Source organism: Polymorphospora sp. NPDC050346, assembly GCF_040655695.1.
In the GTDB taxonomy this organism is placed as follows: domain Bacteria; phylum Actinomycetota; class Actinomycetes; order Mycobacteriales; family Micromonosporaceae; genus Polymorphospora; species Polymorphospora lycopeni.
This window is the reverse complement of the sequence record NZ_JBFAKM010000018.1, coordinates 113,983-137,781: the sequence shown is the minus strand read 5'-3', so window position 1 is coordinate 137,781 and position 23,799 is coordinate 113,983. Positions and strand designations below refer to the sequence as shown.

Sequence of the window (23,799 nt, the reverse complement as noted above, 5' to 3'; positions counted from 1 at the left end):
GTCTGGAGGAGCAACGATGAAGCGGCGCGGCAGGCTGGCCGGCGCGGTGCTGGCGATACTGGTCGCGGTGACGACACCGGCGGCACCCGCCTTCGCGGTGCCGTACGAGCAGGTCGAGGGGACCGGCTCGACGTGGAGCGCGAACGCGCTGCAACAGTGGGTCACCGGCGTGCAGACGACCGGCAACCGGGTCGTCTACACCGCGAACGGGTCGTCGGCGGGGCGCCGCGACTTCAGCAACTTCCAGAGCGACTTCGGCGTCTCGGAGATCCCGTACCAGACCCGGCCGGACCCGGTCACGGGCGTGGTCGAGGAGGCCCGGCGGGAGTTCGCCTACATGCCGATCGTCGCCGGCGGCACCTCGTTCATGTACCACATCGAGGTCGGCGGCCGGCTCTACCGCGACCTGCGGCTGTCCGGCGAGACGATCGTCGGCATCTTCACCAACCGGATCACCAAGTGGAACGACCCGGCGATCACCCGGGACAACAACGGCCGGGCGCTGCCGGCGATCGACATCGTCCCGGTGGTGCGCTCCGACGGCTCGGGTACGACCGCCCAGTTCTCGCTCTGGATGGACAAGCAGCATCAGCGGCAGTGGCGCGACTACTGCGGCTGCCAGGGCCTGACGTCGTACTACCCGCGCAAGGGCCGGCAGGTGGCGCAGAGCGGGTCCGACAACGTCGCCAACTACGTGGCCGCCGGCTCCGGCAACGGCACCATCGGCTACGTCGAGTTCTCCTACGCCCGCAACAAGAACTATCCGGTGGCCAAGATGCTCAACCGGGCCGGCTACTACGTCGCGCCGACCGACCACAACGTCGCCGTCGCGTTGCAGGAGGCCCGGATCAACACCGACCGCAGCAACCCGCGCGAATACCTCACCCAGGTCCTCGACGGGGTGTACGCCAGTTCCGACCGGCGGGCGTACCCGCTGTCGTCGTACTCGTACATGATCCTGCCGGTCGACGTGAACGACCGGCGGATGACGCCCGGCCGGGCCCGGGCACTGGCCGACTACGCCTATTACTCGATCTGCGAGGGGCAGCGCAACGCCGGCCAGCTCGGCTACTCGCCGCTGCCGCGCAACCTCGTGCAGGCCGGCTTCGACCAGATCGGCCGGATCGCGAAGCTCTCGGCCGAGGACCGGACCGACAAGGACTTCGCCAACTGTCCGAACCCGACCTTCGACCCGCGTAACCCCGGTGTCAACAAGCTCGCCCGCGAAGCGCCGAACCCGCCGGAGTGCGACCGGCAGGGCCAGGGCCCGTGCGGCGCGGCGGGTGGCGGCCCCCGCCCGACCGGTACGGCGACCCCGCCGCCCGGCGGCGGCACGCCGTCGGGCGGGGTGCCGTCCGCCGGTACGTCCCCGTCGGCGGGCGCGCCCCCGGTCGACCTCGACGGCGACGGCATCGCCGACGTCGACCCGGAGACCGGCCAGCCGATCCTCGCCGGCGGGTCCGAGACCGACCTGGTCGGCTCGGCGACCGAGGTGGCCGCCTTCCGGCAGGACGGCACCAGCCGGTGGCTGCCGGTGCTCGCCGCCGGCCTCGTCCTGCTCGTGGTGCTGCTGCCCGCGCTGGTCACCCGGTCGCTGGCCCGCCGGCCGGAGCCCCGGCGGTGAGCGCCGCCCGACGCGCCGCGTTCGCGGTCGCGCTGCTCGCCGCCGCGGCCGTCGCCCCCGGCCTGCTCGGCCGGCCGGCGACGGCGGAACCAGCGGCCGCGGTCGCCTGGACCCTGACCAGGGAGATCGAGCGCGGCGACCGGGAGACCCGGACCGCGACCGTCTCGGTCTCCGCACACCAGAACCTGATCAACCGGCAGGTGATCCGGTTGAGCTGGTCCGGTTTCGTGCCCAGCCACGGCCTGCCGATCGGGACCGTCCCGCAGAACGCCAGCGTGCCCCACGAGATGGAATACCCGGTCGTCGTGATGCAGTGCGCCGGCGTCGACCCCGCGCAGGAGGACTGCTACTTCCAGCGCCCGATCGTCCACATGGCGTCGCGGATGTCGTACTGGGACGCGCTCCAGCCGGCGCCGCGGCAGGCCGTCGGATACGTGCACCCGTTCAAGGCGGTCACCCGCGGCGAGCCGTACCGGATGCAGACCGGCGACGTGCCGCCGGACTTCGGCACGGCTTCCTTCGCCGGCACCACCCTGGTCGAGCCGACCGGCCTCTCCGGCAGCCGGTCCGACGTCCGGTTCGAGATCCGCGACGAGGTGACGACCCCGAGCCTCGGCTGCTCGTCGACCCGCGAGTGTTCCATCGTGGTCGTGCCGGTCATGGACCTGGTCTGCACCGCCGACGCCGACGCACCCTGCCGGGCCGGGCCCCTCGCCCCGCTCGGCGCCCCGAACCAGGGCGTCACCTTCAACGAGAGCCTGACCGCACAGGCGTGGTCGCTGGAGTCGAACTGGCGCAACCGGTTCGTCGTGCCGATCACGATCGCGCCGCCGGACGCGACCTGCGACGCCACCGACCCACGGCCTCAACGCGCCCTCGTCGGCGCCGAGACCGCCGACCTGGCGATGCGCCGCCTCGGGCAGGACATGTGCGTCGACACGTCCGCCCCGAAGATCGCGCACGTGCGGCAGAGCGAGGAGGTGGCCCGCAACCTGCTCGTCACCCCGAGCGGCACCGAGTACGCCGCCGACGCCGCCCTGGTCACCCGGCCGGTGACGAACTCGCCCCGGCCGCTGGTGCACGCACCGGTGCTGGCCACCGGGGTCGCGGTGACGTTCGCGGTCGACGTGCAGGTGCCGGGCGCCGACCCGTACGAACTGGCCGGCCTGCGGCTCAACCCACGGCTGCTGGCCAAGCTGCTGACCCAGTCGTACAAGAACGTCGGCTGGGGCAACCACGACCACCCGGCGGTCGGGGAGAACCCGCAGACGCTGTTCCACGACCCGGAGTTCCACGCCCTCAACCCCGACTATCCGGTCGCCGACGGGGAGCCGGCCAACCGCAACAACGCGGTCGTGGCGCAGAGCATCGCGGTGATCACCAACGACTCGGACGCCTACCACGAACTGACCCGCTACATCGCCGCCGACGGGGAGGCGGCGCGGTGGCTCGGCGGCCAGCCCGACGAGTACGGCACCGTGGTCAACCCGGCCTACCGGGGCACGCCGTTCCCGATGGCCCGCTTCGAGCTGCGCGACGACTGGCGGCAGGAGGGCGTGCCGTGCGGGCCGCTGCCGGCGCTGACCGCCAGCCAGCACGTCGCGCCCAGCCTGGAGGCCGCCGCCTACATGATCGCCGACTCGCAGGGCCTCAACCAGGAGTGCAGCAACACGGGCACGATCGAGGCGCCGAACTGGGTGTGGAGCAAGCCGAACCGCCTCTACCACCCGAGCCGGGTCTACCTCGCCGTCACCTCGGTCGCGTACGCGCGGGCGTACGGGCTGCCGACGGCACAGCTTCAGACCGGCCGGACGGCCGACGGCGGGCGTACGTTCGCCGGCCCGACCCCGGAGTCGATGACGGAAGCGCTGCGGCACACGGTGCGTGACGAGGCGAGCGGCACGCTGCGTGTCGACCACGCCAACCTGCCCGCCGGCGCCTACCCGGGCACGCTGCCCGTCTACGCGGCGGTGCCGACCGCCGGGCTGGCCGCCGACGTCGCCGCCGACTACGCCGAGTTCCTGCGCCGGGCGGTCGACGACCGGCGGCAGACGCCCGGCACCGGACCGGGGCAGCTGCCCGACGGCTACGCGCCGCTGCCGCCGGAGTTGCGCCGGCAGACCCGCACCCTGGCCGAGGCGGTCGCCCGGCAACAGGGAGCGCCGCCGACACCCACCCCCGGGCCGTCGTCGCCGGCCGGTGCCGGCGGTGGGTCGACGGACCCCGGTCCGACTGGCACCCCGTCGGCGCCGGCGTCCGGCACGCCGGCACCGACGTCGGCGGCACCGGCACCGGCCGGACCACCGGCCGTCGTGCCACGGGCGCTGACCCGCGGCGAGACGTCGGTGCTCGGCCGGTGGGCGCTGCCGGCGGTGCTCGGCACCGGCCTGCTCGTCCTGCTCGTCCTGCCGTTCGTGCTGCTGGCCGCCCAGCCGGACCATCCGCTGCGCCGGCTCGGCCAGACCGCCCGGCGGCTGCTGGTCCGGTAGCGGATCCCGTTTCTCCCCGGCCGGGGGCGGCCCACGCGCCGCCCCCGGCCTCGTCACGAAGGAGCCAGGAAATGGCTGGTACGCAGGTCGACGCCGGTCCGGTCCGGACCGGTCGCGGCGCGTTGTCGGTGGCGGGCGCGCTGACGCTGGTGGCGCTGCTGGTGTTCGGCTTCGTCGGCTATCTGCTGGTGGTCAGCCCGTTGCAGCAGCAGCGGACGCAGAACAACCTGTTCGACCAGATCCGGGGCGACCTGGCGCAGGCCACCGCGCCGATCGGCGGTGCCATCGCGCCCGGCACGCCGGTCGCCGTCCTCACCGCCCCGTCGATCGGGCTGGAGACGGTGGTGGTCGAGGGCACGTCAGCGGCCGACCTGCTCGCCGGGCCGGGACACCGCCGCGACACCCCGCTGCCCGGCCAGGCCGGGGTGTCGCTGCTCTACGGCCGGGCCGGCACCTTCGGGGCGCCGTTCCGGCGGGTGCCGGACCTCGTCCCCGGCGCGACCGTCAATCTCGTCACCGGCCAGGGCGAGGTCACCTACCGGGTCGAGGGTGTCCGGCGCGACGGCGATCCGCTGCCGGCACCGCTGCCGGCCGGTGGTGGCCGGCTGACCCTGGTGACGACCGACGCCACCCGGATGCTGACCGCCGCCGACACCGTCTTCGTCGACGCCGTACTCGTCGGCGAACCCTGGCCGGCACCGGCCGGCCGGCCCCGGCTCGTGGCGGCGTACGAGCGGGCGCTCCAGCCGGACCCGACGGCCGCGTTCCCGCTGGTGCTGTGGTTGCAGGCACTCGCCCTGGCCGCCGGGGGGCTCACCTGGGCCCGGCACCGCTGGGGCCGGGTCGAGGCGTGGGTGGTCGGCACCCCGATCGTGCTGGCCTGCGGCTGGCAGGTGTACGAGGCCGCCGTCCGGCTGCTGCCCAACCTGCTCTGAGCGGGGTATGGAGCGGGGCCGGACGGCAACGCCGTCCGGCCCCGGGAACAGGTGCTCGTCACACGCCGCAGTTGCCGGGGGACGTGCCCTTCGGCAGCGGCGTGAAGCCGTTCGCCGTGATGATGGCGTCAGCGGCGGCGCTGCAGACGAAGCCGGTCGGGGAGAAGAAGGCGCCGACCGTGGCGATCCGGCTGACCTTTACCACGTTGTAGAGCCGGCGGCTGGGGTTGAAGTTGCCGGTGCTGGTACGCAGGGCGATGATCTTCTGCCCGTTGACCACCGGGACGTCGGTGTTGTAGCGACCGACCGAGAACGGCGCGATCGCGTTGGCGTTCGAGTTGATCGGGGCCGGGTCGTGCTCCTGCGGGTCGTCGTTGACGCAGAAGCTGCCCGGGCTCTCGCTCTTGGTCACGATCTGCGCCTCGGTCAGACCGATCTGGGAGAGGAAGTAGGAGCGGGTGCCGGAGCCGGGCTGGGGCAGCAGCGGCCGGATGGTGGCGGTGGAGGCGCCGGGGACGAAGTCGCTCCACTGGTTGGCGGTCGCGGTGCACTGGTAGATCGCGGCCAGCCGGGCGACGGTGAAGACGAGGGTCGCCGGGGCGTTGGTGTTCGGGGAGCCGTCGGCGTTGCTACGGGCGACCGCGATCGCCAGCGAGTCGAGGGCGAAGGGGTAGAACTTCAGCGGAACCGGCGGCGACGGGTAGTTCTCCGGCGGGCTGGACGAGCGGGCGAAGTCGAGGTAGTCGTCCTCCGGGTTGCTGGTGGGGCTGTTGGCGGCGGCGGTCAGCGCGTTGATGCCCGCGGTCGAACCGTTCGGGCGGGCGATGGACGGTGCGCCGGCCTGCGGCTGGAGCGGGTTCGGCGTACCGGTCGCGTCCCACGAGGCCAGCCGGCTGGTCGGGGCGGGGCTCTGTCCGTTGTAGGAGGTGGCCAGGGCGTTCAAGACGAACTGGCTGGTGTCCGAGCCCGCGCCGACGATGTCGTCGGCGTCCGGGGTGAACGGCGGGTCGGCGTACGCGGCGTTGCCGGCACCGAGCGCCAGCGACAGAGCCACGGCGGTGAACGCCACCGCGGCACCCTTCAGGGTGGTCTTGCGCATCTGCGGGATACCTCCGCTGGATTTCGATCAGCCTCGATCTGAGGCCGGGTCCCAGCCCATCAGTCGGTGACTCTTCGTGCCACCAACGTCACTCAACGGCTGAATTCGCGCGACACGGCCTCCGCGTTAACGCGCAGCCAATCGGGCAAAAGGGCTCCGGATGCCCGGCCATTTCCAGGAGTGTCCACGTTCACCCTCCGGTCGCCGGAAACGGTTAACGTCCCCGGCGGCCGCGCTCGGATTCGAAGGAGTCGCCGATGACTGCCGCCACCACGGAATTCGAACTGGACGGGATCCACGCCCACGCCCCCGCCCACGCCACCGGCTCGGCCCTGCGTACGCAGGACCTGTCGGCCTGGTTCGGCACCCACAAGGTCCTCGACCGGGTGTCGCTGACCATGCCCGCCGGCGTGGTCACCGCCCTGATCGGACCCTCCGGCTGCGGCAAGTCGACGTTCCTGCGCATCCTCAACCGGATGCACGAACTGGTGCCGTCCGCGTCGCTCGCCGGTGAGGTCCTTCTCGACGAGCAGGACATCTACGCGCCCGGGCCGCGGCTCACCGAGACCCGCCGACGTATCGGGATGGTCTTCCAGAAGCCGAACCCGTTTCCCACCATGTCCATCGCCGACAACGTCACCGCCGGCCTCAAGCTCACCGGCATCCGTGCCGGCCGGGCCGAGAAGGCCCAGCTCGTCGAGGAGTGCCTCACCCGGGCCGGACTGTGGCGCGAGGTCAAGGACCGGCTCCGGCAGCCCGGCGGGGCCCTGTCCGGTGGACAGCAGCAGCGGCTGTGCATCGCCCGCTCCCTCGCCGTACGCCCCGACGTGCTCCTGATGGACGAACCCTGCTCGGCGCTCGACCCGACCTCGACCCGGCGCATCGAGGAGACCATCGGCGAACTACGTTCCGAGGTCACCATCATCATCGTCACCCACAACATGCAGCAAGCCGCCCGGGTCTCCCAGCAGTGCGCGTTCTTCCTCGCCGAGGAGGGCCGGCCCGGCTACGTCGTGGAGCACGGCGACACCGGGCGGATGTTCGGCGACCCGCAGGACCGCCGCACCGCCGACTACGTCAACGGCCGCTTCGGCTGACCCGCCATCCCGGGCCGCGCCCGCCGGTCGGAGCGACCCCGCGCTCAGCGGCCGGCGGCCGCCGTGGCGAGGAAGTCGGTGACCAGCGCGGCGATCCGCGCCGGGTCCTCGGCGACCATCGCGTGGCTCGCGCCGGAAAGACACACCACCCGCAAGGCCGGATTGTCCACAGCGGCCAGCCGTTCGGCGGTGCCACGACGGTACGCCGCGTACAGCTCGCGGAACGGCTGCTGTTCGGGCAGATCCTCGGTGGCGAGCACGAGCAGCAGCGGGGACCGGGTCTCCCGGTAGGCCGGGAGCAGGTCGAGCGAGGACATCGCCTCGCGCAGCCGGGCGGTCAGCTCCGGCCCGGGACGCAGCCGGCTGCGGCCGTCGTCGCACGGCACCAGGTTGCGTTCGAACGCCGCCGCCCACTCCCGCGGGTCCGCGCCGTACCGCTGCGCCATCGCGCGCTGCCCGGCCAGTGCCGCGGCCACCTGGTCGGCGCCGAGCGGCTCGGCGAGCATCGCGCCCATCGCGTCGAAGACCGCCCGCAGCTTGGCGAGGTCGCCCGCCGCCTGCTCCGCGTCCATTCCGGACAGTTGGTCGAGACGGTCCAGGGTGGGGGTTCCGTCGAGGCTGACCGCGCCGGGGCACTCCGGGTGGCGCTGCGCCCAGAGGGCGGCCAGCATCCCGCCGAGCGAGTGGCCGACCACCGCCGGCCGGACCAGGCCGAGGCTGTCGGCGACGCCGGCCAGATCGGCCAGGACCTCGTCCCAGTGCCACGGTCCGTCCCCGGATCGTCCGTGGCCGCGCAGGTCGACGGTGACCACCCGGTGTGCCGGCCGCAACGCCTCGGCGAGAGCCGTCATCTGGGCGAGGTTGCCGCCCGCGCCGTGCAGGAGCAGCAGCGGGCGTCCGGGGCCGCCGAGGTCGCGGGCCGCGATGGGTACGGGGCCGGAGTCGACGAGCGTGTCAGGCATTCCTGCTTCCCTGCTGTAGTAGCCGGTCGCGGACGGAGGCGGGAAGCACGCCGCCCTCCGGGTGACGGGCGAGCTTGCCACGGGAGACCAGGTCGTGGACGCCCTGCCGGGTGATGCCGAGCATGGCGCCGGCCACCGCGTACGACACCGACTGGGCGGTGGGGTGGCCCATCCGTCCGGCGACGACCTGGCCGAGCGGGCTGCGCCACCAGTCCAGGGGCGGGTCGAACGGGCTGTCGCCCGGGTAGAGCGTCGAGATTGCCCGCACGATCGCCCCGACGGCGACCCGGTGATCGTCGCCGAGCATCTGGGTGGCCCAGGACCTGGCGCGGGAGCGGACGATTTCCCGTAGGGCGGCGACCGCGTCGTCGCCGTCGAGCAGGATCTCGAGCGGGTCGAGCAGGCGGATGTCGATCAACCTGACGAGTTGCTCGACCAGCTCTTGCTGGCTCGGTGGCAAGGTGGCACCTCCTTCATTGCTTGACGCTTATCGTCAAGTACTTGATGGTTGCTGTCAAGTAGTGGAATCCGGTCACCCGCCGCGACCGGGGCGCACGGCAGCCACGGCCGGCCCATATCCTGCGCGCATGCCGATGACCGACCGGGACCTGGCCATCACCGCCGCGCGCGCCGGGGCCGCCGTCGTGCGTTCCAGGTACGGAACATCGCTGACGCGCGTCGAGAAGGGTGACGGCGACTTCGCCACCGCCGCCGACCTCGAGGCGGAGCAGGCCATCCTCGACGTCCTACGGGCCGCCCGACCCGACGACACCGTGGTGGGCGAGGAGAGTGGACGCAGCGGGGCCGGCACGACCGGCCGGGTGTGGCTGGTGGACCCACTGTGCGGAACCGCCAACTACGCGGCACGCGGCATGCTGGTCGCGGTGAACGTCGCCCTGCGCGCGGGTACGCGAACCGTGGCGGCGGCCTGCGCCGACCCGTTCGCCGACGAGGTGTTCTGGACCGACGGCACCCGCGCGTGCGTACGCCACGGCGGCGTCGACGAGCCGCTCACCCCGTCGGCCGGCACGCGACTCGTGGACGTCAACCTCGACTCGCCGGACCCGTACGACCCGGCCTTCCGGGCACTCCGGCTGATCGCCGACCCGCGGTTCGTCGAGCGGTTCCGGCCACGCGTGGTCTCCACCACCCTGGCGGTGACCTGGGTCGCGGCCGGCCGGCGGGCCGCCTACGTCACCGACGGCGACCTGCGCGACAGCGTGCACTTCGCCAGCGGCATCGCCCTGTGCCAGGCCGCCGGCTGCGTCGTGACCGGCATCGACGGACAGCCGCTCCACACCGGCGCGGGCGGGCTCGTCGTGGCCGCCGACGAGGAGACGCACACCACCCTGCTGGCCCTCCTCGACGGTCAGCCCTTGGCAGCAGCCGGTCGGTGAGCCGACCCTCCCTCAGCGCAACGCCTCGCGCCACGCCTCGCGGTGCGCGTCGAGATACTCCGCGGTCGCCAGCCAGTAGGGGCCGTTCTCGGTCCAGATCCTGGCCCACGGCTGAACCTGCCGGTCCGCGCCGTCCCGCAGCAGGTCGTACATGGCCCGGGCACGGCGCCCCAGCAGATCCGCCAACCCCGCGCGTACGGCGTCATCGGCGCCGTAGCCGTCGACGAACGCCCGCAGCCGGGCCGCGGACTCCGGCACCGGCCGGTCGACGCGCAGGCCGGCCATGCTCTGCGCCGCGTACGCGACGTCCCAGGACCGCGAACCCGGCGCCGCGGCGTCCCAGTCGATCAACACCCAGCCCCGGTCGGACCGGACCAGGTTCCACGGCGCCACGTCGTTGTGGCAGACCATCTCCTCCCGGTCCGGCGGGATCAGCCGGTTCCAGACCGCACCGGCCGGCGGCACGAAACCCGCCAGCGCCTCGTGCAACCCGGCCAGCATCCGGCCGATCGCGGGCAACTCCGCCGTCGGGTAGGTGCCGGCCGCGTCGCCGATCTCGCCGGGGACGTACTCCAGCACCTGCCGGCCCCGCTCGTCGCGTCCGAGCGGCCGGGGCGCCCCGGTGAAGCCCACCGCGGCCAGGTGTTCCAGCAGGGCGTCGACCGCGTCGGTCCACGGCCCGGCCGGACGCCGTACGGTGTCACCGACGCGTACGACGCCACTCGTGGCGTTTCCCGGCAACGGCTCCTCGTCGGCATACATCCCGGCATGATGGCCCACGCGGGCGGCGGCCGGCGATCCGTTATCGGCACGGGACCGGGGGTTCCGCCGGTCCGGCGCGGTCAGCCCACGAACGCCCGCAGCACGTCGACCCAGGCCCGGTGCTGGTCGAGGTGCACGTCATGACCGGCATCCGCGACGACAACGTGCGTGACGTCGGCACCCGTAGCGCACATGCGCGCCAGTTCCTCCGGCTGGACGGTGCCCCGCTGGCCGGACACGAGCAAGGTGGGGGCTGCCACCTTGCTCCACTCCGGCCAGCGGGCCGTCTCGACGACCGCCGCGATGGCGTCCCGCATGACATCCGGTTCGAACCGGGGCCACAGACCGTCGGGACGCTCCTCCAGATCCCTGATCCACGACCGCGACATCGGGGTCGTGCCCAGGAAGTCCGCCGCCGCCCGCGCGTCGCGGAACGGCACCGGCCAGGAGGCGAACCAGGCACCGAGTTCTGCCGGCAGGTCCCCGCCGCCGCCCCCGACGCCGGCCTCGACCATCACCAGCCGGCGCACCAGCTCGGGATGCCAGGCCGCGACCAGCATGGCGGTGTGTCCGCCCATCGACTGGCCGACGAGCGTCACCGGCCGCTCGACGCCCAGCGCCTCGATCACGTGGACCACGTCGCCGACGTACGCCCGGCGGGACAGGTCGTCGGGGCGGCGGGCGGAGTGGCCGTGCCCGCGCTGGTCGACGGCGACGACGCGGTGGTGCGGGGCCAGCGCGGTCGCCGACGGCCACAACTCCCGGGCACTGCCGGCCAGTCCGTGCAGGAAGACGACCGGGTCACCGCCCGATCCGCTGTCGAGACAGGACAGCGTCACACTCCCGTTGCGGATCTCCACCCGTTCCATCGGGGTATTCCAACCGAGGTCCGCCGGCATCCGCAAGCCGTGCAAAGCACGCCCAGAAGCGGTCATCGCTTGACAAGGGGCCAGGTCCAGCGTGGACGATCCAGGTATGCGGATTCTCGTGGTGGGTGGAACCGGCCTGATCGGCTCCCATGTCGTGGACGTACTGCGCGAGCGCGGCCACGCCGCGACCACCCTGGCACGCACCGCCGGCCCGGGCGTCGATCATTCACTCGATTTCGGATCTGCCTCGACAGACGAGCTGCGACCGTTGCTCGCCGGCCACGACGGTGTCGTGTACGCCACCCGCGCGGACGAGCCACGCTCGCTGCCCAGGCCGATCTATCCCAAACTTCGCCGAGACCTCGTCGACCCGGTGGTACGCCTGCTCACCGCCGCCCGCGAGCAAGGTCTCACCCGCGGCGTCGTCATGGGGTCGTACTACACCTACTACGATCGGCTGCATCCCCAATGGCGCCTCCCGGCCCACCACGCGTACATCCGATGCCGGCTGGAGCAGGCCCGGGAAGGACGAGCGGCTGCCGGCCCGGGTCTACCGGTCGCCGTACTCGAACTGCCTTTCATCTTCGGACGGGCCGGCGACCGGGTGTCGAACTGGGTCGGTCCGCTGGATCGTTGGGCGAGGTCTCGCGCACCCCTGCTCGTCCCGGCCGGCGGGACTGCCGCAGCCTCGGCACGCAGCGTCGCCGATGTCGCGGTCGACGCACTTGAGCAGCGTCGAGGTGAGGACATCCCGGTCGGTGACGAGAACCTCACCTGGTCCGAGATGATCGCCCGCATCGCCGAGGCCGTCGACCGACGCCGCCGGGTCGGTCGCCTACCGGCAGCCGCCGTCCGGACCTCTGCACGACTTGGTGGCGCGTTACAGGCCCTCGGCCGCAAACAGTCCGGCATCAACCCAGCCCACCTCGCCGACCTCCTGCTCGCCGAGTTGTTCATCGAGCCGACGACCGGCCGGTCACTTGACCCGGCGCTTCGCGAAACCTTCACCGAACCAACGGCAGCCGCAGGGCACGAATCGCCGCGAAGCTGACCACCGTTTGGTGATCGTGGCCGTGAAGCCGGCAGCGGGCGCGTGTTCCCGACAGGCGCATGCACGATGTCGGCGGCTACCTGGGCCGCTGCTCCTCCGCGTGCTGTCGCGGAAACACCCTCCTCGGCTCGGCTTGTCCGCGGCTACCCGATCATCTGGTAGGTGCCGCGTTCTGCTTGGGCGTCGTTCGGAGCCCAGCTTTCGCACCATGTCGTCCATCGCGGAGAAGAAGGTCAGGCCAGGTCAGCCCTCACTATCTGGGACGAGCCCTAAGCCAATACCGTCCGCACCTTCTCTGGGACTACACCGTGTACGCGGGGAACAGTCGGCTGGCGTCGCCGACGCGGTCAAAGCGATGGGATCATCCCCGCGTGCGCAGGAAACGACCGACCACCAGCCGGCCCCGCCGGTCGGTCCGGGATTACCCCCGCGTACGCGGGGAACAGGCTCGCACCGGCTACGACCCGATCCACTACGGGGGATCAGCAAGCGTGCGGAGAGAGGTTGATGTGACTACCGGGATCACCCCCGCGTGCGCGGGGAACAGAGCTGACGGCCGGCATCCTGCATGGCGAGAGCGGGATCACCCCCGCGTGCGCGGGGAACAGGGTGATATCCGCCCACCGCAGGACGGCACCCAGGGATCACCCCCGCGTGCGCGGGGAGCAGTAGGCCGGCACGCGATTGAGCGCCGCCACCTACGGATCACCCCCGCGTGCGCGGGGAGCAGAGCAAGGACCACGAATGGCACGGGCACGCCGACGGATCACCCCCGCGTGCGCGGGGAACAGTGGCCCTCCAATGCCGGAGACCTTCTCGCGCCGGGATCACCCCCGCGTGCGCGGGGAACAGAGAACCGGTACGGCGCGCGCTCCTGACCGAGGTGGATCACCCCCGCGTGCGCGGGGAACAGTGCGAGTGCGGCGGCGTGCCGGCGCTGCCCGTGGGATCACCCCCGCGTGCGCGGGGAGCAGAGCCTCAAGAACACGGATCGCAGGTTCACGCCGGGATCACCCCCGCGTGCGCGGGGAGCAGGCGAGTGCCGCCTGCACCTCCGCGCGGAGCTGGGGATCACCCCCGCGTGCGCGGGGAGCAGACCATGGCCCAGCCGGGAGAGCCGACCTCGGCGGGATCACCCCCGCGTGCGCGGGGAGCAGGACGGGGGCGATCCGACCCTCTTCGTGTTCCCGGGATCACCCCCGCGTGCGCGGGGAGCAGTCCGACGGCCCGAACGGCGCCCAGGAAGCACAGGGATCACCCCCGCGTGCGCGGGGAGCAGGGCTGTACGGCCTGCTCAGGCGCGACGCACGCGGGATCACCCCCGCGTGCGCGGGGAGCAGCCAGCCACCGCCGGGTTCGAGTCCTGCGCCTCGGGATCACCCCCGCGTGCGCGGGGAGCAGGGAGAATTCACATGCTGCTCTTCGCCGGTCGGAGGATCACCCCCGCGTGCGCGGGGAGCAGTTCCTGGCGGCGCCGGCGGGCGCCGCGTACCGAGGATCACCCCCGCGTGCGCGGGGAGCAGAAGCGCGGACGGGCGTTCAAGCCGGAGGACTTCGGATCACCCCCGCGTGCGCGGGGAGCAGGTGCGCGACTTCTTCGCAGCGATCGCGCGCACGGGATCACCCCCGCGTGCGCGGGGAGCAGGCTTCCTGACCTGGTGTTCCAGTGATCAACTACGCGGTTTTTCTTCACTTTGGTTGGCAACGCTGCCATCTGGGGCCCAGGGCTCTGGCGACGATCTCAGCGTGCACCACCCCGGTCAACGGGTTCGTTTCGACGGGGCCGGCTCGTCGCAGTGATCTTCTCGGTGGTCGGGAGTTCGCGGCTCTCGGACGCATTGTAGAGGAGCGAGTGATGTCGGCTTCTGTGTGCGAGACGCGCTCTGGTCCGTCTCAAGGAGCGTGTCGAGGGCGTCGATGTCCTCCTGGGACGGGCTTCGCCGCGAAGCCGCACACGGCCTGGCCGACAAGATCGCCGCGTCCGGCGGGCGGGAGACCGACCGGGTCGGATACGCCCGCGCCGAACTCGCCCGGTTCGGCCGGGCAGACGCATCCTGACACCGCGCCCACCGCCGAAACCCAACCCGCTCGCGGTGGCGGCACCACAGCATCGGAGCCTGGGCTTGAACGCTCCTTTTATCCTCAGCGGATGCGAGACCGTCGGGTGATTCTGCTGTGGACCGTGTTCGCGCTCGTCGCGGCGGTTTCCATCGGCCTGGTGCTCCAGCGCCCCGACCATCTCTCCGACCTGTACATCTACCGGGGCGCGCTCGCCGACCTGCTCGCCGGTCGGCCCCTGTACGAGTACGAGGCGGCCAACGGAGGCCCGTTCACCTACCCGCCGTTCGCCGCGCTCGTGCTCTGGCCGGTCGCGGTGCTTCCGGCGCCGGTGCTGGAGGTGGTCTGGCTGCTGCTGACGGTCGCCGCCGTGATCGCCGTCGCGGTGCCGGTCGGCCGGGTCCTGGCCACCGCCCCGCCCGGCGCCTCGACGGCGCGGTTCGGCGGGCCGCTGGTCGTCGCGGCGACCGCGACGGTGCTGATGCTCTCCGCGCCGGTGCAGAGCAACCTGCGTTTCGGGCAGGTGAGCATCTTCATCGTGCTGCTGGCGCTGCTGGACGGCATGAAGATCGTTCCGGCCCGGTGGCGCGGGGTGCTGGTCGGGGTGGCCGCCGCGGTGAAACTGACTCCGCTGCTGTTCGTGGCGTACTTCCTCGCCGCCCGCCGCTACCGTGACGCCGCCCGCGCGATGGCGGCCTTCCTGGCCTGCGCGGCGGTCGCCGCCGTGGTGCTGCCGGGGGAGAGTTGGACCTACTGGGCCGGCACGGTGGCACAGACGTCGCGGATCGGCGACCTGGCCTCGCTGGGCAACCAGTCGGTGCACGGGATGCTGATGCGGATCGGACTGCCCCCGGCCACCCTGCCGTTCGTGTGGGCCGCCCTGGTCGCCGCCATCTGCCTGGTCGCGCTCTGGCGGGCCCGGCAGCTCACCGTCGACGGGCGCCCCGGGCACGCCGCGGTGCTGGTCGGCTGCGCCACGGTGGCCGCCTCGCCGGTCTCCTGGACCCACCACCAGATCTGGCCCGTACTGGCCGGGATGCTCCTGATCGGATCGACCGGTGTGGCCCGGCGGGTCGCCGGGGCCGCCCTGCTGCTGACGATGGTGGTCTCGCTCGGCGTGGCGTTCGGCCCGGTCTCGACCCGACCGGGGGTCCAGTTCCTGCTGGAGAACGCCCGTACGATCGGCGCCTGCGTGCTCTGCCTGGCCGGCTTCGGTGGCGTCGCGGTCGCCGCCTCCCGGGTACGCCGTCACGGGACCGCCGGCCGGGCGTGGCTACGGGTCGGCGTCGCGGCCACCGCCACGCTGGCGTTCTTCGCCGTACAACCGCTGCCCGCCGGCGCCGATCCGACCTTCAAGGCCTACTCCCTGGCCGAGGTGGCCAATCCCCGCTACTTCTTCGTCTGCCGTGGCGCCGCCGAGTGCGCCGCGTACGGCGGCCCGGAGCCGGTCACCTTCGGCACCGCCGTCGAGCCGACGAAGGTACGCGTCAACGGGGTGGTGTCCGGGCAGGTGGACCGCCTGGAGTACTACTCGGCGCCCGGCGGGGCGCCCCGGGGCATCCCGCTGCTCGCCGCCTACCCCGGATCCCGCACGTTCTCCTTCCGGGCCGCGACGATGGCCCACGGCCGGCTCGTGGCGTACGCCGCCGACGGCCGGCCCCTCGCCACGTACGACGACGAGTTGGCCGCCGCGTTCGCCCGCCGGTGACCGGATCGCGACGGGCGGGGCGGCCGCCGGCCCGTCAGGCCCGCGGCGTCAGGTAGCCGCGCGAGAACGCCTCGGCCACGGCCGCCGCCCGGTCGTTGACGCCGAGTTTGGCGTACACGTGCAGCAGGTGTGTCTTGACCGTCGCCTCGCTGATGAACAGCCGTTTCGCGGCCTCGCGGTTCGTCGAGCCCCGGGCGATCAGCTCCAGGACCTCCAGCTCGCGCTGGGACAGCGGCTCGGACGCGGGCTGGCGGACCTGTCCCATCAGCCGGGTCGCGACGGCGGGGGAGAGCGCCGCCTGCCCCCGCGCCGCCGCCTCCACCGCGCGGAACAGTTCTTCGCGCGGCGCGTCCTTCAGCAGGTAGCCGGTGGCCCCGGCTTCGATGGCCGGCAGGACGTCGCTGTCGGTGTCGTACGTGGTGAGCACCAGCACCCGCGCCGGGACGCCGCGTTTCGCCAGTTCCTTGATCGCGACGACGCCGTCGGTCCTCGGCATTCGCAGGTCCATCAGGATCACGTCGGGTCGCAGCCGTTCCCCGGCCGCGATGGCCTCGGCGCCGTCACCGGCCTCGCCGAGCACCTCGAAGCGTGGGTCGGCGCTGAACATGCTCCGCAGCCCGTCCCGCACCACCGGGTGGTCGTCGACGATCAACAGCGAGATCAAGGCCGGGCTCCCGCCGGGATGGCGGGTACGGTCGCCGAGATCGCGGTGCCGCCGCCCGGCTCCGACTCGATGTCCAACCGGCCGGCGAGCCGCTGCACACGCTGCCGCATGCCGGCGAGCCCGAAGCCTCCGGTCGTGGAACCGTTGACCCGCCTGGCGTCCGGCTCGAAACCCACCCCGTCGTCGCGTACGTCCAGCGTCACCAGGTCCTCCATGTACGACAGGGTCAGTCCGACCCGGCTGGCCTTCGCGTGCTTGGCCACGTTGGTCAGCGCCTCCTGCGCCGCCCGCAGCAGCGTCACCTCGACGTCGGCGTGCATCGGCCGGGGGTCGCCGGTGGTCGTCAGCATCGCGTCGATGTGGTGCGCCTCCGACCAGCGCCGGGTCACGTCGCTGATCGCGTCCGGCAGCCGGGCCTCGGCGAGCATCGCCGGTCCGACCGCGTGGACGGTCCGGCGGGCCTCGGTGAGGCTCTCCCGGGCCAGGTTGATCGCGTTCGTGACGTGTCGGCGCGACACCGCGGGCCCGTCCGGTGACTGTTCGGCGGCCTGGAGCTGGGTGATGATGCCGGCGAGCCCCTGGGCCAGGGTGTCGTGGATCTCCCGTGCCATCCGCTGCCGCTCGTCCAGCACCCCGGCCTCGCGTGCCTGGACCAGCAGCTGGGCGTGCAGGCCGGCGTTCTCGGCCATCGCCTCCTCGAGCTTGACGTTGGCCTCGTGCAACTCGGAGAGTGCCCGCTTCTGCTGGTGGTTGCGCTGGTGACCCATGTCGGCGAAGTGGAAGAACGCCCCGGCCAGCACGATGGTGATCAGGGCGACGACCACCCACTCCCACCATCCGTCGGCGCTGATGCGGGCCAGGCCGCCGACGTACGACACGGCCTGGACCATCGACGTGGCGGCGACGCCGACGTATCGCCAGCGGCCCCGCAGCAGCAGGAAGGCGTGGACGTAGCCGACGAAGGTGAAGATGCCGTACCAGGGCGCCAGCGCCACCAGGCTCCCGCCGAGCACCATCAGGCCCGCGTAGTACAGGCCCATCAGCGGGCCGTCCTGATGCCACTGCGGGCGGGTGTGGAACCAGACCACCCAGATCGTGGTCGCGAGCGTGAGCCCGAGCACCGCCGGAAGGTGCATCTGCGCGCCCCAGATCCGCTGGAGCAGTGTGACGACGGTGCTCGCCGCCAGGAGGAGGTAGGGGAGGACGTTGATGACCGCGTACTCGCGGCGTTCCCAACGGTCGAATTCCTCGCGCAGTTCGGCCTCGATGCTCACGACCTACTCCCAGCGGAAGTACCGGGCGGCCAGCCCGCCGGCCACGATCGCCCATCCCAGCATGACGGCCACGTGCGGCAGTGACGGCCAGTGACCGGCCGTGGCGTCCTGCAATGATTGCACGCCGGCGCCGAGCGGCGTGAAATCGCTGATGGTGCGCAGCACGTCGTTCATCGCCTCCCGGGGTAGCCACAGGCCGGCGAAGAACATGATCGGGAAGAGGAGCACCGTCCCGGCCGCGCCGGCACTCCTGCCGCTGGGCGCCAGCGCGGCCACGAGCAGTCCGATGGCGAACATCGCCAGCACACTCAGCAGGTACGCCACCAGGTAGGCGGGTATCTGGCGGGGCAGGTCCACGCCGAACGCCAGCCGGCCCAGGGCCAGCACGGCCAGCATCGTGACCACGGACAGGAGCGTGGACATCAGAAGTTGCGCGCCGAGCATCATCGCCGGCCGGACCGGGGTGGTCCGCATCCGCCGCAGGATGCCCTTCTCGCGGTAGGTGGCGAACTGCTGGGGCAGGCCGGTCATCGCGAACATGGTGATGCCCATCGCGACGACGATCGGCGCGTACAGGTCGAGGATCCGCAGCCCGCCGAGGTCGGGGTCGGGCTCCCGGAACGACGGGATCGCGCCGAAGATGACGAGCAGGAACGGCGGGAACGCGAGCGCGAAGCCCACGCTCATCGGCTCGCGGAAGAACAGCCTGGTCTCGGTGGCGGTGAGGCGGAGCAGGGCGGACACGACGTCTCCTCAGTGGTCTGCGGGGCGGCCGGTGAGCGCGACGAACGCGTCGTCGAGCGAGGTCTGCTCGACGCGCAGGTCGGCGGCGACGACCTGGTGGCGGGCGAGCACGGTGGTGACGGCGAGCAGCAGGTTCCCGGTGCCGGTCACGACGAGTTGGCCGCCGGCCCGCTCGACCGAGGTGACCTCGGGCAACGCGGTCAGCAGCGCGTGGTCCAGCGGCGCGGACGGCCGGAACCGGATCCGCTGCCGGTCGTCGATCTTCGACACCAGTCCGGCGGGGGTGTCGAGGGCGACGAGCCGACCGGAGTCGATCACGGCGAGCCGGTCGCAGAGCCGCTCCGCCTCCTCCATGAAGTGCGTGACCATCAGGATCGTGACGCCGCGGTCGCGGATGTTCTCGATGAGATCCCACGCGTCCCGGCGAGCCTGCGGGTCGAGGCCGGTGGTGAGTTCGTCGAGGACCGCCACCCTCGGGTTGCCGACCAGCGCGAGCGCGATCGACAGCCGCTGCTTCTGCCCGCCGGACAGCCGGCGGAACTGGGTGCCCAGCTTGTCGGTGAGGCGCAGGATGTCGATCAGCTCCCGCCAGTCGGCGGGGTCGCGGTAGAAGGAGCTGTACAGCTCCATCGCCTCGCCGACCTTGAGCTTCTCGGGCAGTTCGCTGCGCTGCAGTTGCGCGCCGAGCACCTGCCGCAGTTCGTCGGAGTCCTGTCGTGGGTCGATGCCGCAGACCCGGATGGTGCCGCCGTCCGGCGTACGCAGTCCCTCGATGCACTCGACGGTGGTGGTCTTGCCGGCCCCGTTCGGGCCCAGGATGCCGAAGATCTCGCCCTGCTCGACGGCGAAGCCGACCCCGTTCACCGCGGTGTGGTCGCCGTAGCGTTTGACGAGGTTGTCTACCTCGATGATTGCCATGACCGAAGCGTGCCGTCCGGCACCGCGCGCCGAATCGACCGCGTGGCCGGCACCGGGCGGGAACGCGATGGGTGCCGCGGTCAACCGGTTGGTTGATGCGCGGATCGGTAGGGCGGCGTACCGGGCCGGACGGGGCGACCCGAGGCGGCCGAATCCGGTCCCCGGCGCGGCGTGCGGCGCGTACGTTCGGGGGCGGGAGACCGGCCGTCGGCCGGCCACCACTCGACGCGGAGCCGGGTGCGGAAGACGGGCGGTTACGACAGAGCTGTGGACCGGGTCATGGCGGCGATCACCGGGCTGCCGCCCGTACTGGTGTTGGTGGTGGTGTTCGTCCTGCCCGCACTGGAGTCCTCGACGTTGCTGGGCGTCGTCGTGCCCGGCGAGATCGCCGTACTCCTCGGCGGTGTGGTGGCCCACGGTGGCCGGCTGCCGCTGTGGGCGGTGCTGGTCGTCGCGGCGGCCGGCGCCGCCGTCGGCGACCAGGTCGGCTACCTGCTCGGGCGCCGGTACGGGCCGGGGCTGCTGGCCCGGGCCCCGGAGCGGATACGCCGCTCACCGGTGCTGGACCGGGCGCGGGCCCTGATCCGTACCCGGGGCGCGGTGGCGGTGGTGCTGGGCCGCTGGACGGCGGTGCTCCGGACCGTGGTGCCGGCGGTCGCCGGGGCCGGTGGCATGGCGCGGATGCCGTTCACCGTCGCCAACGTGACCGGCGGGCTGCTCTGGGCGGCGGCCGTGAGCGTCCTGGGCTATCTCGGTGCCGCCTCCTACCACTACCTGGAGCGCAGGCTGAGCATCGGTGGCGAGGTGCTGTTCGGCGTCGTCGCCGTGGTCGTGGCGCTGTGGATCTGGCGGCAGCGGGTGGCGACGCGGCGTGCGGCCGACTGATCCGGCCGGCGGTCGCCCCGCACGGATGCCGGCCGGCGCGGCCGCCGTCCTGGCCGCCGGCATGCTGGCGCACGCCGTGCCGTCGCTGGCCGCGATCTCCGCGCTGCGCCGTCGGGCGTTCCCCGACCTGGCCGGCGTCGGTGCGCCCACCGGCATCGCGCTGACCTTCGACGACGGCCCCGACCGCGAATCCACCCCCGCGTTCCTCCACATGCTCGCCGAGATGGACGTACAGGCGACGTTCTTCCTGCTCGGCCGGATGCTGGACGCCGACCCCGGGCTGGGGCGCGAGATCGTCGCGCATGGCCACGAGGTCGCGGTCCGCGGGTGGGACCACCGCTGCCTGCTGTGGCGGACGCCGCGGTCGACGTACCGGGAGATCGCCCGGACCAGGGACCGGATCGTCGAGGTGACCGGTGCGGTGCCGCGGTGGTACCGGCCGCCGTACGGGGTGCTGACGGCGGGTGCCCTTTCCGCGTGCCGTCGCCTCGCGCTCCAGCCACGTCTGTGGACCGCCTGGGGGCGGGACTGGGAGGCGGGCCGGACCGCGACGGCGATCCAGCGAACCGTGATCCGGACGCTCGGCGCCGGCGGCACCGTGCTGCTGCACGACTCGGACTGCACCTCGGCGCCGGGATCGTGGCGGGCGACGCTGCGGGCGGTGCCCGGTCTCGTCGAGTGGGCCCGGCTACGCGGCCTCGACGTCGGGCCCCTTCGTCGGCACCACCGGCTCGACGGCGAGCCGGACCCTCCGTGACCGGCCGGAATGATCCGGGCGGAGCCGGGTAACCGCGCCGACGTGATGCGGGAGCGGGGTGCGTACCTGGCTCGACCCGCGCCGCCCCGGCTCGCTTCGCGTCCGTGGACCCCGGTCCTCGCCGGCCCGGGGGTCGGCCCCGGCGGCGCCGGGCGCCGGGTCGTGATCGTCTCCGGCGACATCGGCGGCGGGCACGACGCCGCCGCCGACGAACTGGCGGCGCGTCTCGCGGCCCGGGGCGTCCCGGTCGACCGGCTGAACTTCCTGTCTATGCTCTCCCGCCCCGTCCACGCTCTGGTGCGGGAGTCCTACCGCACCATGCTGCGCTGGGCGCCGTGGAGCTACCAGGCGTTGTTCGCCGCGACCGGCGAGTCGGCCTCGTCGGTCAGGCTGATCCGCGGTGCGCTTCGGCCGGCGTGGAGCCGGGTACGGCGCCGGCTGCCCGGCGACACGGGGGTGGTGGTGACGACCTTCCCGTTCGCCAACCAGCTCTTCGGCCCGCTGCGCCGGCAGGGTGGACTCGCCGCGCCGGTGGTCACCTACGTGACGGACTTCGTGGCGCACCCGATCTGGCGCTGCCCCGGCGTGGACGTCTACTGCGTGGTCCACGAGCAGGTGCTCGGCCGGGACCCGGCGACCGGGGCCGGCGACGTGCGGGTCGTACGCCCGCTCATCTCCGATCGGTTCGGCGTGGGGCCGGGGATCAGCCGGGCGACGGCCCGGCACCGGTTCGGGCTACCGGAACGCGGCCGGCTCGCGCTGATCGGCGCCGGGGCATGGGGCGTCGGCGACGTACGACGTACCGCCGCGGACGTGCTGGCGACCGGCTGCGCGCTGCCGGTGGTGCTGTGCGGCCGCAACGAATCGCTCTACCGCCACATGCTCGGCTTTCCCGGGCACGTCCTGGGCTGGGTCGACGACATGCCCACCCTGATGCGGGCGGTGGACGTCGTCGTCGAGAACGCCGGCGGGCTGACCTGCCTGGAGTCGATCGCGTCCGGCCTGCCCACCGTCACCTACCGGCCGCTGCCCGGCCACGGCCGGGCGAGCGCGGCGGTGCTGCGGGGGACCGGACTGACCACGTACGTCGACTCGGTGGAGCGCCTCGGGCCGGCACTGACCTCGCTGCTCGACGGCGGGGGGCCGGCCGCGAACCTGGCGGCGGAGGCCGAGATGGCGGACGTCGTGTCGGAGGCGGCGGCCCGGCTGCCCGGCGGTCCGCCGGGTCATGGCCGGCCGGGCTGAACACCGCCCGGGCACTCACAGCCGCACGAGGTGGAACTGCTGGGCCAGGAACAGCAGCGATACGGCGGCCGTACCGGCGGCGACGAACCAGCCGGCGGCGCGCAACCCCCGGCTGATCGGCCGCTCACCGACCAGCCTCGGGTTTCCCGCGCAGAGCACCAGCAGCACCAACCCGAACGGCGTGGCGACGCCGGCCACCAGGCTGGCGAAGAACAGCAGTCGGATCGGGCTCACCACACCCATCGCCAGTACGGAGCCGACGACGGCCTGTAACGCGATCAGCGCGTAGAAGCCGGGTGCCTGCCGTGGGCGGTAACTCAGGCCGCGCCGCCAGCCGAACGCGGACGCCGCCGCGTAGCCGCCGGCGGCCATGATGACCGGGGCCGCGATCACCGCGGCCGCGAGCAGTCCCACCGCGAACAATTCACTGGCCAGGGAACCGGCCAGCGGCCGCAGCGCCTGGGCCGCCTGCTGCGCGGTGTCGACCTTCTCGTGGTGGACGCCGAGGGTGGCCCCGCTGGCCACCAGGATCGACCAGCCGATCACGCACGCCAGCGTCGCCCCGACCACGGCGTCGAACTCACGGATCCGCAGGGACTTGCCGGCGGCCTTCTCCTCCACCTGTTCGACCGTCTGCCACAGGTACATGTACGTCGTCAGCAACGTCCCAAGGATCGCCAGCGCGCCGGTGACGTGCGCCGCGGTGACGGACAGCGGCGGCAGCAGGCTGCCCCGGGCCACCGCCGACCACTCCGGCCGGGCCAGCACCACGGCACCGCCGTAGGCGAGCAGGCCGATCATGATCCACTTCAGGACCCGCTCGACCTCGTCGTACCCGCCGAGGAACAACAACGTCAGCACCGCGACCGCGAACACCGGAACCAGCCACCGCGACTCCAGCCCGACCAGCAGGCCGATCGCGGCCGCCCCCGCCGCGATGTCGGCGCCCACGGTCACCACGTTGACCACCAGCACGGACACCAGCAGCAACGAACTCACCAGCCGGCCGTAGCCGTCCTGAACCGCCCGCTGCAGATTGCGCCCGGTCAGCGCGCCGACCCGGGTTGCCAGCACCTGGACCACCGCCAGGGCCGGAATCGCCAACAGCGTCAGCCACGCCAACCCGTAACCGGAAGCCGCCCCGACCACGACCAGGGTCGCCACCGTCGTCGGGTCGGTGTCCGCCGCGCCCGACACCAGCCCGGGGCCGAGGGCCCGGAACCCCGGCTTGGACCCCTGCCGCCGTCTCCGGCCACCACCT

At 72.8% G+C, this 23,799-nt stretch carries 21 protein-coding genes and 1 CRISPR repeat array; of the genes, 11 read left to right on the top strand and 10 right to left on the bottom strand.

Annotated elements, in window-relative coordinates; all coding sequences use genetic code 11:
* The first annotated feature begins 16 nt into the window (after positions 1-16).
* The 3 genes from AB0I42_RS20110 to AB0I42_RS20100 all read left to right on the top strand — a co-directional run bounded on the left by AB0I42_RS20110 (position 17) and on the right by AB0I42_RS20100 (position 5,048).
* The gene (locus AB0I42_RS20110) at positions 17-1,624 is read left to right on the top strand and encodes a phosphate ABC transporter substrate-binding protein PstS (RefSeq protein ID WP_357539050.1); all 1,608 of its coding nucleotides are present in this window, start codon (positions 17-19) and stop codon (positions 1,622-1,624) included.
* Entirely contained in the window at positions 1,621-4,113 is a 2,493-nt protein-coding gene (locus AB0I42_RS20105) for a hypothetical protein (protein ID WP_357539049.1), read from the top strand. The genes AB0I42_RS20110 and AB0I42_RS20105 overlap by 4 nt, the downstream gene beginning before the upstream one ends.
* A gap of 71 nt (positions 4,114-4,184) precedes the next feature.
* Positions 4,185-5,048, top strand: coding sequence for a sortase (locus tag AB0I42_RS20100; RefSeq protein ID WP_357539048.1), 864 nt, complete (start codon positions 4,185-4,187; stop codon positions 5,046-5,048).
* Between the two features lie 58 nt (positions 5,049-5,106).
* On the opposite strand, the gene AB0I42_RS20095 is transcribed toward AB0I42_RS20100, so the two are convergent.
* Positions 5,107-6,147, bottom strand: a complete 1,041-nt coding sequence (locus AB0I42_RS20095; protein WP_357539047.1) for a substrate-binding domain-containing protein — start codon at positions 6,145-6,147, stop codon at positions 5,107-5,109.
* A gap of 257 nt (positions 6,148-6,404) precedes the next feature.
* On the opposite strand from AB0I42_RS20095, the gene AB0I42_RS20090 reads away from it, so the two are divergent.
* Positions 6,405-7,244: a phosphate ABC transporter ATP-binding protein gene (locus tag AB0I42_RS20090; protein ID WP_357539046.1), complete on the top strand. Its 840-nt coding sequence runs from the start codon at positions 6,405-6,407 to the stop codon at positions 7,242-7,244.
* A gap of 44 nt (positions 7,245-7,288) precedes the next feature.
* On the opposite strand, the gene AB0I42_RS20085 is transcribed toward AB0I42_RS20090, so the two are convergent.
* Both AB0I42_RS20085 and AB0I42_RS20080 read right to left on the bottom strand, forming a co-directional pair.
* Positions 7,289-8,206, bottom strand: a complete 918-nt coding sequence (locus AB0I42_RS20085; RefSeq protein ID WP_357539045.1) for an alpha/beta hydrolase — start codon at positions 8,204-8,206, stop codon at positions 7,289-7,291.
* Positions 8,199-8,666, bottom strand: a complete 468-nt coding sequence (locus AB0I42_RS20080; RefSeq protein ID WP_357539044.1) for a hypothetical protein — start codon at positions 8,664-8,666, stop codon at positions 8,199-8,201. The genes AB0I42_RS20085 and AB0I42_RS20080 overlap by 8 nt, the downstream gene beginning before the upstream one ends.
* Positions 8,667-8,793: 127 nt before the next feature.
* Here AB0I42_RS20080 and AB0I42_RS20075 point away from each other — a divergent pair, with 127 nt between their 5' ends.
* Complete coding sequence (locus tag AB0I42_RS20075) at positions 8,794-9,603, top strand: inositol monophosphatase family protein (RefSeq protein ID WP_357539043.1); 810 nt, start codon at positions 8,794-8,796, stop codon at positions 9,601-9,603.
* A gap of 12 nt (positions 9,604-9,615) precedes the next feature.
* Here AB0I42_RS20075 and AB0I42_RS20070 read toward each other — a convergent pair whose 3' ends face one another.
* A complete protein-coding gene (locus AB0I42_RS20070) occupies positions 9,616-10,365 on the bottom strand; it encodes a phosphotransferase (RefSeq protein WP_357539042.1) in 750 nt (249 codons plus the stop codon).
* Positions 10,366-10,445: 80 nt separating this feature from the next.
* Positions 10,446-11,234: an alpha/beta hydrolase gene (locus AB0I42_RS20065; protein ID WP_357539041.1), complete on the bottom strand. Its 789-nt coding sequence runs from the start codon at positions 11,232-11,234 to the stop codon at positions 10,446-10,448.
* 106 nt (positions 11,235-11,340) lie between these two features.
* On the opposite strand from AB0I42_RS20065, the gene AB0I42_RS20060 reads away from it, so the two are divergent.
* From AB0I42_RS20060 to AB0I42_RS20050, 3 genes are all read left to right on the top strand, one after another.
* Positions 11,341-12,285, top strand: coding sequence for an NAD(P)H-binding protein (locus AB0I42_RS20060; RefSeq protein ID WP_357539040.1), 945 nt, complete (start codon positions 11,341-11,343; stop codon positions 12,283-12,285).
* A 519-nt stretch (positions 12,286-12,804) separates the two neighbouring features.
* A CRISPR array of direct repeats spans positions 12,805-13,930; the repeat unit is 28 nt; unit sequence GGATCACCCCCGCGTGCGCGGGGAGCAG.
* 272 nt (positions 13,931-14,202) lie between these two features.
* Positions 14,203-14,343 (top strand): hypothetical protein, encoded by a 141-nt coding sequence (locus tag AB0I42_RS20055; RefSeq protein WP_357539039.1) that lies wholly within the window; start codon positions 14,203-14,205, stop codon positions 14,341-14,343.
* A 91-nt stretch (positions 14,344-14,434) separates the two neighbouring features.
* Positions 14,435-16,051 carry a glycosyltransferase 87 family protein gene (locus AB0I42_RS20050; RefSeq protein ID WP_357539038.1) on the top strand — a complete coding sequence of 539 codons (1,617 nt, stop codon included), beginning with the start codon at positions 14,435-14,437 and terminating at the stop codon, positions 16,049-16,051.
* Between the two features lie 34 nt (positions 16,052-16,085).
* Here the strand turns inward: AB0I42_RS20050 and AB0I42_RS20045 are convergent, their stop codons facing one another.
* From AB0I42_RS20045 to AB0I42_RS20030, 4 genes are read right to left on the bottom strand one after another with little or no spacing between them, the layout of a single operon-like run.
* Complete coding sequence (locus AB0I42_RS20045) at positions 16,086-16,715, bottom strand: response regulator transcription factor (protein ID WP_357539037.1); 630 nt, start codon at positions 16,713-16,715, stop codon at positions 16,086-16,088.
* Positions 16,712-17,989 (bottom strand): sensor histidine kinase, encoded by a 1,278-nt coding sequence (locus AB0I42_RS20040; RefSeq protein WP_357539036.1) that lies wholly within the window; start codon positions 17,987-17,989, stop codon positions 16,712-16,714. The genes AB0I42_RS20045 and AB0I42_RS20040 overlap by 4 nt, the downstream gene beginning before the upstream one ends.
* Before the next feature lie 3 nt (positions 17,990-17,992).
* Positions 17,993-18,733, bottom strand: coding sequence for an ABC transporter permease (locus tag AB0I42_RS20035; RefSeq protein ID WP_357539035.1), 741 nt, complete (start codon positions 18,731-18,733; stop codon positions 17,993-17,995).
* Between the two features lie 9 nt (positions 18,734-18,742).
* Positions 18,743-19,651 (bottom strand): ABC transporter ATP-binding protein, encoded by a 909-nt coding sequence (locus tag AB0I42_RS20030; RefSeq protein WP_357539034.1) that lies wholly within the window; start codon positions 19,649-19,651, stop codon positions 18,743-18,745.
* Between the two features lie 279 nt (positions 19,652-19,930).
* Here AB0I42_RS20030 and AB0I42_RS20025 point away from each other — a divergent pair, with 279 nt between their 5' ends.
* The 3 genes from AB0I42_RS20025 to AB0I42_RS20015 are packed head-to-tail and all read left to right on the top strand — an operon-like array spanning position 19,931 to position 22,538.
* Entirely contained in the window at positions 19,931-20,536 is a 606-nt protein-coding gene (locus tag AB0I42_RS20025) for a DedA family protein (protein ID WP_357539033.1), read from the top strand.
* 25 nt (positions 20,537-20,561) lie between these two features.
* Positions 20,562-21,293: a polysaccharide deacetylase family protein gene (locus AB0I42_RS20020; RefSeq protein WP_357539066.1), complete on the top strand. Its 732-nt coding sequence runs from the start codon at positions 20,562-20,564 to the stop codon at positions 21,291-21,293.
* A gap of 9 nt (positions 21,294-21,302) precedes the next feature.
* Positions 21,303-22,538, top strand: coding sequence for a UDP-N-acetylglucosamine--LPS N-acetylglucosamine transferase (locus tag AB0I42_RS20015; protein WP_357539032.1), 1,236 nt, complete (start codon positions 21,303-21,305; stop codon positions 22,536-22,538).
* Positions 22,539-22,553: 15 nt separating this feature from the next.
* Here AB0I42_RS20015 and AB0I42_RS20010 read toward each other — a convergent pair whose 3' ends face one another.
* Complete coding sequence (locus AB0I42_RS20010; RefSeq protein WP_357539031.1) at positions 22,554-23,735, bottom strand: divalent metal cation transporter; 1,182 nt, start codon at positions 23,733-23,735, stop codon at positions 22,554-22,556.
* Positions 23,736-23,799 lie beyond the last annotated feature (64 nt).